Annotated in this window: 8 protein-coding genes; all 8 read right to left on the bottom strand. The window is 40.3% G+C overall.

The genetic code is table 11. From position 1 onward, the window contains the following. Positions 1 to 76: 76 nt before the first annotated feature. The 8 genes from BBI00_RS01670 to BBI00_RS01635 all read right to left on the bottom strand — a co-directional run bounded on the left by BBI00_RS01670 (position 77) and on the right by BBI00_RS01635 (position 12,955). Positions 77 to 2,449, bottom strand: a complete 2,373-nt coding sequence (locus tag BBI00_RS01670) for a choice-of-anchor L domain-containing protein (protein WP_065397136.1) — start codon at positions 2,447 to 2,449, stop codon at positions 77 to 79. Between the two features lie 395 nt (positions 2,450 to 2,844). Then, positions 2,845 to 6,447, bottom strand: a complete 3,603-nt coding sequence (locus BBI00_RS01665) for a choice-of-anchor L domain-containing protein (RefSeq protein WP_065397135.1) — start codon at positions 6,445 to 6,447, stop codon at positions 2,845 to 2,847. 167 nt (positions 6,448 to 6,614) lie between these two features. After that, positions 6,615 to 8,975: a choice-of-anchor L domain-containing protein gene (locus tag BBI00_RS01660; protein WP_065397134.1), complete on the bottom strand. Its 2,361-nt coding sequence runs from the start codon at positions 8,973 to 8,975 to the stop codon at positions 6,615 to 6,617. 208 nt (positions 8,976 to 9,183) lie between these two features. Further along, positions 9,184 to 9,735 (bottom strand): DUF1003 domain-containing protein, encoded by a 552-nt coding sequence (locus BBI00_RS01655; protein ID WP_065397133.1) that lies wholly within the window; start codon positions 9,733 to 9,735, stop codon positions 9,184 to 9,186. 12 nt (positions 9,736 to 9,747) lie between these two features. Beyond that, a complete protein-coding gene (locus BBI00_RS01650) occupies positions 9,748 to 10,518 on the bottom strand; it encodes a TIGR02757 family protein (protein ID WP_065397132.1) in 771 nt (256 codons plus the stop codon). 2 nt (positions 10,519 to 10,520) lie between these two features. After that, the gene (locus tag BBI00_RS01645; protein ID WP_065397131.1) at positions 10,521 to 11,438 is read right to left on the bottom strand and encodes a ribonuclease Z; all 918 of its coding nucleotides are present in this window, start codon (positions 11,436 to 11,438) and stop codon (positions 10,521 to 10,523) included. Between the two features lie 68 nt (positions 11,439 to 11,506). Continuing rightward, complete coding sequence (gene rdgB / locus BBI00_RS01640; protein WP_277622264.1) at positions 11,507 to 12,082, bottom strand: RdgB/HAM1 family non-canonical purine NTP pyrophosphatase; 576 nt, start codon at positions 12,080 to 12,082, stop codon at positions 11,507 to 11,509. Between the two features lie 42 nt (positions 12,083 to 12,124). After that, complete coding sequence (locus BBI00_RS01635) at positions 12,125 to 12,955, bottom strand: CPBP family intramembrane glutamic endopeptidase (RefSeq protein ID WP_065397130.1); 831 nt, start codon at positions 12,953 to 12,955, stop codon at positions 12,125 to 12,127. Positions 12,956 to 13,048: the final 93 nt, after the last annotated feature.

Here is a 13,048-nt window from a genome sequence, read left to right as displayed (position 1 = left end):
TATCTTATACAGATAAAAAATCAGAAAGCCTTTCAAACGTATTTGAAAGGCTTTCTTAATTATATTACATTATCAATTAATCTCTGTTTTTCAGCATAATCCATCCTGACCAGTTCATCTGAGCTTTCGATCTCGGATATTCAAAATTGAATTTGTACCAATAGGTAGCTGTTGGGAGTCTCTTACCTCCTACTGTTCCGTCCCAAACCGGGGTTTCTTTTGAGAATCTGAACATTTCAACTCCATATCTGTCATATACCGACCCTGTAAAGTTGTTGAATTCCCCAAGAGCTTTAAGGTCCAGCACATCATTGATTCCGTCTTCATTCGGTGTAATGATATTATTGATCTGCAGGGTAAAGAATTCAAGACTTCCTACGCAATGGGTACCTACTCTTCTTACCAGGACCGTATATTTGGTATTATCCAAAAGGCTGGTAAATACATTAGATTCCTGCCATGAAATTCCGTTATCGATAGAATATTCTAAACTGCTTGGCAAATTATTCATTGCAGGGTTTTCTGCAGTAACGGTAACTGTTTTTTTAATACTTTCATAACTCAATGCAGTAACGAACGGCTTTGCTGCACCTATTACTTTAGCTTCAAATGTTTTCTTACAGGTTCCGTTATCAATTTCTACACTGTAAACGCCCCACTGGTCTACATCTATTTTCTGTGTAGTTGCTCCTGTACTCCAAAGATATTTAAAGTTAGGCCCTGCTCCGGCATCTAATGTAACCACATCTCCCATACACATTTCAACATCTTTTAATGGGGAGGTGAGTTCAGGGGTTACTTCTATTCTTATGGTTGCAGGGTTCAGAGATCTGCATCCTTTCTGTCCCACCGCATATACGGTAAATGTAGTGGTCTGGTATAGTGTTACCGTCTGCATATTTCCGGTTCCCATAAAGTTGCTCCATTGGTAAGTATCACCACCTTCTGCGGTTAATGTCACTGATTCTCCCGGACATATTTTTATTCTGGAAGATTTTACCTTTGCAGTAGGTGTTGTTTCCTTCAGCAACTTCAATTCAACCATTTTACTGCAGAAGCTGCCATTGGAGACTACTACATACAGGATCTGACCGTCATTACCGTTATAGTTGAGTATATTCTGGATATAATTATTATTCTGCGCAACAGCATCAGCCTGATTCACATAGAATTTAAAGATTGCCCCTGGCGTCGGACTGATATCCGGTTTCACGGTACTTAAATCAAATGTGGTAATATCAGGGGTTGTACACAGCAGCAATGTTGCATCCTGAGCCTGGGGTGTAGTTCCACCGTGAATCTCTATTGACGCTTTACCCGGACAAGGGTTCCCCGGCACACTTACTTCAATGGTATAGGTACCTGGCTGTACTGCCGTAATGCTATTGGTGGTGGCATTCGGAATCGGTGCTCCGTTATGGAACCACTGATATACCAGGTTAGGGTCATTCACTGAGGCTGTAATTACCTGAGGTGTATTGTCACATACATTGATATCGGAAGGCAGTTTTGTACCGGAAGGATCTAAAAGATCTACCCCGATGTTGAAAGAACCTCCTTCCAGAAATACTGCTGAATCATAACTGCTATCTCTAAAATCGGAAATCACCATTTTAAAATGATACTCCTGTCCTGCCACTACGGTTGCCGTAGCAGTAAGCGGAACTGTTCTACCGTTAAAGTTCGTTTCAATATTAGTTGTATTATATCCTGCAAAATACTGCTCATTAACTGCTCCACACACCGGATAAACAGTAATCGCCGGGTGAATATTGGTAACACTTACCGGCCCTGCTCCATTAGGAAGAACAGCCATATTGATATAAGGTCCTCCTGCGGTAGGTCTTAGTAAGATGGCAAATGCATCCGCATATTCACAAGGATATCCTTCGTAATATTCTTCAGAAGCCAATATATAATTGAATTTAATCTGAGAAGTTGTAGGTACAAAATCAAATTCCAACAGTACAGCATCTCTTAAAGAGGCTGCTGACACTCCGGTAGCCTGTGCCAGATCATTATCAGATCCTCCGCCGTTAGGATCACTAAGCGTATTACTTTCAAAAGCATTTCCTGCTTTTCTTGCAAGCCCTGTAGAAAGTAAAAGCCCGTCTTTAAAAGGGAAATTGGTAGAAGCCTTATGAAAATATCCCCATGCCCTGTTGGCATTATCCGGAGCGTGATTAGGCGTGATCTTTACATTCTTTACATTCGGGGTAAGGCAGGTATTGGTTCCTGAAGAGATCAATACATCTTTTACCATCTTCTCTATGGTATAAGTTGTTTCTATATAAGCCGGAGAATTTACATCAATAAAAGATCCTGCTTTTTTAGACTGTACAGAAGGGAGTTCTTTTACTGATTTTCTGGATTGTACCGGTTGATTTTGTGAAAATAAAAAAGTCGAGACGACTGTAAAAAATAAACAAAGCGGTAGATATCTTCTCATAATATTTTTGTTTCAACAAATTTAATTTTTTTTAAAATATACCACATACATATTTATATTATTTATAACAAAAAACTAAAAATACAAACATATAACAGCAAATCTTCATTAAAAAATACGACAATTTATAAAATATAAATAACATCGTTCGTTTCAAAACATTACGTATTTGATAAAAACGACGTATCGGAATAGCCAATGCTTTTCTGTATCAATGTTATTAGTTTTAGAGAAACTGTGGGAATAAGAATAAAACGGTAAAACAAATATAAAGTGACTGCCCGAAAATTCCGGAGATCCTCTCTTCCATCTTACCCATTTATAATCTTCTAACGGATAAAAACAAAAAATCTTTCATTGCTGAAAGATTTTTTATGATAGGTTTTATTAATTATTTAATTTCTGTTTTTCAAAAGGATCCAGCCTGATCGCTGCTCCAGCTTTTTGCTGGCCGGATTCTCCCACTGTACCCTATACCAGTAAGTACCTGTAGGAAGGTTAATTCCTTTTAAGGATCCTCTCCATACCACATCTCCTTTTGAAGCTTTGTATACTTCTGCTCCGTATCTGTCGAAAATGGAAGCTGCAAAATCTTTATAACCACTGATCCCTGAGAAATCTATCGTATCATTGATCCCATCCATATTAGGAGTAATGGCATTGCTGATAACGAATGTAAAGAAGCTCAATGAAGTACCACATTTTGCATTTTTCACTCTCACCATCAGATTATACATATTATTGTTCAAAAGCCCACTAAATATATTAGATGGCTGCCAGGTCAATCCGCCGTCTATCGAATATTCCAAAGTACCGCCTGTAGGGTTACTGGCTGTAACAGTAAGAATATGGTTATCATAAACCACATTGGTGAACTGTGGCAGGTCAGGATTAATCAGCTGCGCTGTAAAAGTTTTTGAGCACACTCCATTGCTGATGGTTACAGAATACGTTCCAGGCAGATTGGTTGTGATCGTCTGTGTGGTTGCTCCCGTACTCCACAGATAAGTATATTTTGGTCCTGCGCCTGCATCAAGAGTTCCGCTATCTCCGGCACAAACGTATACATCTTCTAAGGTAGAAACGATAGCCGGAACTACTTCAATAGTAACTTTAGCCGGATCCACAGAGCTACATCCGTTTCCGCCCAATGCATATACTGAATATTCTGTTGTGGTTGTAGGGGTAACAACCTGTGTATTCCCGTTTCCTGTAAGACCTACCCAGTTATACGTAATTCCTCCTGTAGCCGTTAATGTTACAGATTCTCCTTCACAAATCTTTAATTTGGAGGCTGTAAGTCCTGCTATAGGCGGGCCTACCTGAACAGTAACTGTTGCCGGTGTTGCAGAAATACATCCGTTAGCTCCCACGGCAAACACAGTATAAACCGTAGTGGTTGTAGGAGAAACGACCTGGGTATTTCCGTTTCCTGTAAGACCTCCTCCCCAGTTGTAGGTAACACCTCCTGAAGCGGTGAGGGTAACAGATTCACCCAAGCATATACGAGGCTGTGATGATACAAGTGTTGCAACCGGTGCAGTTTTATCCAGCACTACAACTACATTGGATGTATAAGTACAGCTCAGGTTTCCTGGTTGGGACACATTAGTCACCGTCAGTGTATAAGTTCCCCCTGCACTTACTACAGGAGTAAGCGTTGTTCCACCTGATACAATAGTTCCGCCTACAGTTGTCCATGCAATGGTAGAACCTGCCGGAACTACTGAGGAAGAAGCATCCAGTGTAATCTGCGGATTGGTACAGGTGATGGTTTGCGGGGCTGCAATGGTCAGCGTGGTTTCAGCAGTTCTTATCAGCTGTAAGGAAACCACATAGCTACATCCTCCGTTGCTTACCAGCACATAGATCGTCTGATTTCCCGGTGGGGAATATGTTGTAGGTGTTGCAATAAAGTTGTTGTTGGCAGCATTGGCATCTGCCTGATTCACATAATAGGTAAAAGTAACTCCTGCCGTAGTGGTAATCTGACTCTGTGCTTCCGTAAGATCATAAGTCAGTCCCGGCTGATAACACTTATGCAGGACAGCATTCTGTGCAGTGAACGGTTCTGATACCTGAATGGTAATTGTAGCCGGAGTCTGAGAGACACAGCCATTAGCTCCTACAGCAGTTACCGTATAGGTAGTCGTAGTTGTAGGAGATACTGTCTGGGTATTTCCGGTTCCCGGAAGTCCCGTCCAGCTGTAGGTAACACCTCCTGAAGCGGTAAGGGTAACAGATTCCCCGTTACAGATATGTATTTTAGTTGCCGTAAGTACCGGAGTTGGCGGTGCACTGTTTCCTGTTACGGTAACATTGGCAACGGCGGTACAATTGACGTTCCCGGGTTGATAATTTTGTGATATTGTTAAAGTATAGGTTCCCGGGGCGTCAATAACAGGAGTAAGCGTATTTCCCCCAGAAACAATATTCCCTCCGGTAGTTGTCCAGTTGAACGTAGATCCTGCAGGATAAACCGAAGCGGATGCATCCAGAGTGATCTGGGAATTGGCACAGGTCAGCACTGTTGGCGGCGCAATAGACGCTGTCATTTGCGGTGCCTTTACCAGTTGTAATTGGGCAACTTTAGAGCAGAAGCCGTTTTTCACCAAAACATATACGGTTTGCCCACCCGGGCTTGAATACGTTGCAGGGGTTGGAATTGTATTGGCATTTCCGGCATTGGCATCTGCCTGATTCGCATAATAGGAGAATGTAGCTCCCGGAGTGGTACTTATCGCTGCCTGGGCTGACGGCAAATTAAACACAGCATTTCCAGCTGTATAACAAGCGGTTAAAGTTGCATTTTGTACTGTAGGAGAAGTTCCTCCCACTATGGTAACAGTAGCTTCTCCGGGACATGAATTTCCCGGGATGGTCACTTTAATGGTATAGGTCCCCGGTTGCGTTGCTGTATAAGTAGCAGCAGTGGCTCCCGGAATCGGATTGCCGTTTAAAAACCACTGATAGGTTGCATTGGAAGCCTGAACAGAAGCGGTAAAAACCTGTGGAGCATTGTCACACACATTGATAGACGCCGGAAGCTGAGCTCCTGCTGCATCCAGAATCTTTACCCCGATATCAAATGAGCCGGCTTCGAAGAATACTGCTGAATCAAAGCTTGAGTCATCGTAATCTGCCAAAACAATTTTAAAATGGTAAGTTTCCCCCGGTATAACATTCGCTTTTGATGTCAAAGGAATGGTACGCCCATCGAAATTTGTTTCAATATGGGCTGAATTTATGCCGGCAAAATAAGCTGCATTCTGAGCAGCACATCCCGGTGATGAAGTCCCTGCCGGAATTAGCGGGTGAATATTGGTCACACTCACAGGTCCGGCACCTCCCGGAAGTACGGCAAGATTTGTGTAGGTAGGATCACCGACTTTCTTCAGCAATAGTGCAAAACCATCTGTAATTCTACACGGAAACTGATAGGCAGGATCATATTCTTTGGAAGCAAACAGGTACCGGAATGTAACCTCAGTAGAAGCTGCCACGAAATCGAACTCTATAAAAGTGGCATCCTTTAATCTTGAATTATCAATTCCTAAAGCAGTAGCAAGGTCCATATCTCCTCCTGTTCCGATATCATCACTCAGGTTAGGATAGTACGTATTTCCTGTTTTATTGGCATATCCTGTAGTAAGCACAACTCCTTTAGCAAAAGGGAAATTGGTGGATGCCTTATTAAAGAAGCCCCAGCTTCTGTTTGGATTGCTTGCCGCTAAATTGGGAGAGACCACAACATTGCTCACACTGGTGGAAACACAGTTTCCTCCCGAAATAAGAACATTCTTTACCAAGTTGGTAATATTATAGCTTGATTCAGGATAGCTGGCCGCATTGACATCAATAAAATTTCCGGCCTTCATGGCAGCAGCTCCGGGCTTTTTTGTAGAAAGTAACTTACTTCTGTCCTGGGCAAAGATGAAGGTTCCTATAAAAGCAAAAAGCAATACTAAAAATAAATTTCCCGTCCTCCTGTTTAACATTTTATATTATTTTAAACAAAAATACTATTTTTTTTAATTAAAATTCAGGTTAACACAATTTACATTGTTACTAACGCAAATTTATTTATCATAGAATATCAACTCTGTTTATTTCATTATCATAAAAAAAGACTGACAAAACCGTCAGTCTTTTAATAATTGTTTAATTACTCTATGTTTTTAAGCAATATCCAACCCGTTTTTACTGTAGTCTGCTTACTTGCAGGATCTTCGTAGGTTACCTGATACCAGTATGAAGCAGTAGGCAGCTTTTTGCCCTGGAAATATCCATCCCAGTAAGGTCTTATTTTTTCTGCTTTGAACACTTCTTTTCCGTATCGGTCAAAAACCTGTCCGCTGAAGTCTTTATAATCAATTACTCCGCTGAAATCGATAACATCATTGATATTATCCCCGTTTGGCGTAATTACATTTTTCATTACAAACGTAAAGAATTCAAGGAAGCCTACACAGCTGGTATATTTTACTCTTACACGAATGGAAATCACTTTGTTTTTCGGCACATTGGTAAAGATATTGGAGGATTTCCATGTAACACCGTTATCTATTGAATATTCCAGGATCCCGTTACTAGGATTGGTTGCTGTAATAATGATGGTTCCCCTGTCATCAAAATCCACTTTTACGATTTCAGGAATGACTGCATCGATAACCTTTGTTTTGAACGTCTGCGAGCACACTCCATTGCTGATGGTTACGGAATATTCACCCGGAGTACCTGCTACAATGGTCTGAGTTGTATCTCCTGTACTCCACAGGTAGGTATATCCGGGACCTGTACCTGCATCAAGCGTAATTTTGTCTCCTTTACAGATATGTCCTCCTTTTAATGTGGAAACAATAGCCGGCACTACTTCTACCGTAACACGGGCTGGCTGTAAAGATTTACATCCCTGAGCTCCTATAGCATATACTGTATAGGTAGTGGTTTTGGTAGGAGTTACTGTTCTTGTTGCTCCCGTGGCTGAAGTATCGCCCCATTCATAGGTAACCCCTCCGCCTGCCGTCAACAGTACAGATTCTCCCAAACAAATTTTAAGCTTTGCTGCATTAAGTATCGCAACAGGTAATTCTTCTTTTCTTAGCGTCAATGTGGCAATTCTGCTACAGAACGCACCATTGGAAACAAGAACATGCAGCACCTGCCCGTCTGTTCCGTTATAATTGGTAAGATTCGTAATATTACTGTTATTTTGTGCCTGTGCATCAGCCAGATTCGCATAGAATTTAAATACAGCTCCAGGAGTTGTACTGATCATTGGTTTTGCATCTTCCAGGTTGAAAGTGGTAAGTGTAGGGGTTGTACAGAGCTTCAAAGTAGCGTTCTGCACGGTTGGACTGGTTCCTCCCACCACTTTAATGGTAGCTTCTCCCGGGCAGTTGTTACCGGGAACCATTACTTTTACAGTATATACCCCTGCTGAAGTTGCCACATAAGAAATACTGGTTGCCCCAGGAATTAAAACACCGTCTTTATACCACTGGAAAGTCATGTTGGGAATAGTGGCAACCTGTGCTTTTATTACTTTTGGAGTGTTGTCACACATTTTTATTTCTGCAGGCAGAAGCACTCCGTTTTCATCAACAATTTTAATACCGATATCAAAAGAACCTCCTTCGATAAATACGGCAGAATCATAGCTATGATCTTTATAATCGGACAAAACCATTTTAAAATGGTATGCCACACCTGGTGTTACATCTGCCACAGCAGTTAAAGGAGTTGTTCTTCCGTCATAATTGGTCACAATATTAGGCGAAGAATTATATCCCCCGAAATACTGTTCATTAATCGCAGGACAGCCTCCAAAGCCTGTAATAAGAGGGTGAATATTGGTCATGGCAACAGGTCCTGCATTATTCGGCAATATAGCCAGGTTTACATAAGGACCTCCCGCAACAGGCTTGATCAATAAAGCAAATGCATCTGAATACTCACACGGATAAGTTCCTGAATATTCTTCGGAAGCAAAAATATAATTAAATTTTACCTGAGTGGAATTGGGTACAAAATCAAACTCTAACATTACATTATCGTTATAATGTTCAGTAGGGTCAGGATTAGGAACTGCAACCAAAAGGTCCGGATCATCCATTCCCGCTCCTGGTATGGTATAACTTGCACCAGAGGCAACGTTTCCTGCCTGGTCAGCACGGCCTGTTGTTAAAACAATACCATCTTTAAAAGGGAAATTGGTAGTTCCCTTATGAAAATATCCCCAAAAACGGGTGTTACTTGTGTTGGGCTGATTCGGAGTTATTGATACATTGGTTACGTTAGGTACAGAACAGGTGGATCCTCCGTTGATCAGGATGTCTTTCACGAGCTGTTCGGGTGTATAATTGGAAGGCGCATACCCGGCCGCATTCACGTCTATAAATGCTCCGGCCTTCTTATTCACGGCAGATACCAGATTTTTAGGAGGTTTTCTTTGAGAGAATAAAGAAGCAGAGACCAACAATAATACTAATAGAAAAAGGTAGTTTTTTATTCTATAATTCAGCATTTTATTTTTATTTGCTCAAATGTAACAAAAAAAATGCATAAAATCAGCTTCCTGTAAGAGTATTTTCTGATTTATCCTCCACATTCTCAACGTTTTTTTCTTATCATTACATTTTTTACAAATCAGCAATATTGGAATTATGATAAAAAAAGCAGGTCAATATATATCGACCTGCCTGTTTTTTAAGAAAGAAACTTTCTGTATTGTATTACTCTTTTTTCAGCTGGTCTATTTCGTTCTGCAGCTGTGAGATAATATCTTTTAAAGCTTTTATTTCGTTTTTATTGGAGCTTACATTGCTTCTCAGCATTACATTTCTTGCCCTTTCATTGTGGTCTTCTTCTTCCTCTTCTTCATTGATCTCCTCAATATCTTCCTGGATGTCTTCGATATCTTCGTTGATCTCCTCAATGTCTTCACTGATTTCCTCAATGTCTTCGCTGATCTCTTCGATATCTTCCTGAATGTCTTCAATATCCTCGCTGATCTCTTCAATATCTTCCTGAATGTCTTCAATTTTTTCATGGCTTTTGTTGACCGACATCTGGATAAAGATCGCAAGATAGATCGCTTCCAATGAAAGCACTGTAGTGAGAATGAGAAGCATTTTATCAAACTCTATCAGGCCTACCATGGGAAGCAGAAAGGAAGTCAGGAAAAGCAGGGTATGCACAATCAGCGATTGAATAGAACCTATCCACGCCGTAATGCTGTCTGCTATTTTCTCCAGAACTTCTGTTTTTTCGTTATATTTTTTCATCCTTAGTTATTTTTACAACAGTTCTTTGGTCACTCCCAGCCCAAACAATGCAAAATCATATTTGGCAGGATCATTCTCATCAAATTGCCGGATTGCTTTATCCAGCTCAGCTACTGTTTTCCAGTCATTTTGTGTTCTTGAAACCAAGCCTAATTTTCTGGATATATTTCCTGTATGCACATCCAGAGGAATGGACAGGTATTTCTGATCTGTGTTTTCCCAGATTCCAAAGTCTACTCCTCTTTTATCTTTTCGCACCATCCATCTCAGGAACATAACAATCCTCTTGGCAGAGGAATTTTTATAGGGCGAACTGATATGTTTATGGCTCCGGTGCTTTTCAGCTTCCAGAAAACTGTTTCTGAACCGTTCTATAGCGTGCAGAAAGCTGATTTCATTTTCTTTTACTTCAAATAAGTTTTCCAGGCTTTCATTTTCTTTATAAATCCGGTTGAACTGCCTGATAAAATATGAGAAGTCCTGCCCGTTAAAAGTTCTGTGAATGCTTTTATCCTGAAGACTCTCCAGATCTTTTTCCGAATAATTCAGTACGAAATCATAAGGAGAATTCCCCATGATATCCAGCATTTTTTCAGCAGACTTAATGATCGATTTTCTGTTTCCCCACGAAATGGTTGCTGCTAAAAATCCTGCAATTTCAATATCCTGTTTTACGGAAAAACGATGCGGAATCTGTATCGGATCATTTTCAATAAAATCAGGAGCATTATATTGATCAGCCTTTTCGTCAAGAAAACTTCTTAATTCTTCAAACTTCAGCATACTTATGAAATCTTTACGCTTTCCAACGCTTTGGGCAGGTAAGAGTTGGGAAAGACATTTCTTGCTTCATCCGTAAATACGGTCAGGTCAGCATACCGGTTAGAAAAATGTCCCAGAATCAACTTCCCTACCTGTGCCTTCTGGGCAATCGTTGCGGCTTCCAATGCAGTTGTATGTCCCGTATAATCAGCCATTTCCTTCAGGTCATGCAAAAAAGTGGATTCATGATACAGAACCGTAGCATCCTTAATAATCGGAATAACACTTTCCAGATAACGGGTATCACTGCAGAATGCATAGGATACTGATGGAGCAGGTTCTACCGTTAATATTTCATTTTTCAGAACATAGCCGTCACTCAATACAAAATCTTTTCCTGCTTTGATGTTGTGGTAATCACAGGTTTCAATCTCGCTGTATTTAGCAATCTCTTTCATGTTAAGATGCCTGTCTTTCGGTTTTTCCTTAAAAAGATAACCGTTGCAGTAAATTCTGTGATCCAGAGGGATGGTATATACCTCTACCCTGTTATCTTCATAGATTTTTTCAGAATAATCCTTATCCAGCTCATGATAAACCACTTCAAAACCACGATGGGTTTCCGTAATCTGAAAAATGGTTTCCAGCATTTTTTTAATTCCTTTCGGACCGTAAACATGCAAAGGGTTTTCTCTTCCTAAAAGACGGAACGAAGCTATAAGCCCCGGAAGCCCGAAACAATGGTCCCCATGAAGGTGGGAAATAAAAATATGATTGATCTTTGAAAATCTTGCCTTTGCTTTTCTCAGCTGTACCTGTGTACCTTCTCCGCAATCGATCAGAAAAAGCCTTTCCTCCATCTCCAGCAGCTGGGCTGTTGGTGACGAATTAATGGTTGGAATCGCTGAATTAAAGCCTAATATCGTTAAATAAGTACTCAAATCAATAGTTTATTGTAGCAAATGTACGACAGAAAATCTAAACAGGAATTTCTCCTTTATTGTTAAACTTAATCTGTCACTTTTAAAAAATCCATAAACAAATCTAATGCCTGCTTACGGTGGCTGATCTTATTTTTGTCTTCAGGATCCATTTCTGCAAAAGTTCTGTCATATCCCTCAGGAACGAAAATAGGATCATATCCGAATCCTTTGAAACCTTTGTTTTCCGTCAGCAGATTTCCGTGTACCCTGCCTTCAAAATATTGGGCTCCGTTTTCATCATAATAGCAAAGAACCGTAACGAAATACGCTTTTCTGTTTTCTATTCCCTGCATTTCCTCCAATACTTTTTCAATGTTCTTGGCAAAATCATGATCTCCGGCATAGCGGGCAGAGAATATTCCGGGTCTTCCGTCCAGAGATTCCACTACCAGACCGCTGTCATCCCCTAAGCTTGGAATTCCTGTTTTTTCGAAACAGTATTTTGCTTTGATCAGGGCATTGGCATGAAAAGAGTCTCCGTCTTCCACAATTTCCTCATGGATATTATAATCCGTAAGGCTTTTCACTGTGCAGTCGCTGCCCAGGATCTGCTGAATCTCTTCTTTTTTATGTTCGTTGTGTGTAGCTACTAATAATTCCATTTCTATATTCATTTTCAATTTTACTTCTTTAGCTCTGACGGGTTAAATTTCCGCATAATGTACTTTATACTTCTTCATAAAAAGATAATAGAACAAAGAAAAAAGTACTATTCCTATCGCCAGTATCACCCATTCTGACACGTTAAATGCTTTTGCAAAGCTTTCATTTTTCCCGTAAATCACCAGTAGTGAAAGCGTAAGATTGTTAAAACCATGCAGCAGCATCGGTACCAGTAAAGATTTTGTTTTATAATATACCAGCCCCAATACATATCCCAACATTACCGCACTGATAAACTGCCATGGATTTCCGTGAACGATGCCAAAAATAACAGAAGCATATAAAATAGCTTTCCATGGCTTGACTCCCTTATTGATAAGCCCTTTCTGAATAATCCCCCTGAAGATAATTTCTTCAAAGATGGAAGCCATAATGACCGTCATGATCAGCATGGTAACGGGATCATCGGTCAGCTGATTCATAAGCTGTACAAAATAGTCATAAAACTCTCCGAAAAAAGGCCCTGAAGTAGGAATCTGGGCTGTAATAAATTCTGAAATAAACATCATCCCTGCCATCATAGGAAAAACAAGGAGATAGGTATAAAAATTGACCGACGAGAAATTGAAATTGAGCTTCATCTTCGTCGTACGTCTTACAATAAAAAAATCAAAAAAAGCAATAGCAGTAAGGAAACCGGCAGAATTGGCCAACATAAGAAACCAGTCTTTAAGTTCCAGGTTTTCTTTGAAAACGACTTTCCAAAAAGTGCTGAATAAAGAAACAGCCATAGTTCCCACAAATAATCCAACCACCAAAGTCACAGCGCCCAGCCATGTGAACGTAAACTTCGGATATCTGCTATTTTCCATTCTTTTCTCTGTAAGGGTTTATTGAAACAAAGATAATTTTTTTGCCTGCGACAGGCAACTAAAAAAGAAAATACTTAAATTCGCTCCTCTGCC

It is taken from the genome of Chryseobacterium arthrosphaerae, from assembly GCF_001684965.1.
Classification (GTDB): Bacteria; Bacteroidota; Bacteroidia; order Flavobacteriales; family Weeksellaceae; genus Chryseobacterium; species Chryseobacterium arthrosphaerae.
This window is presented reverse-complemented; position numbering and strand designations above follow the sequence as displayed.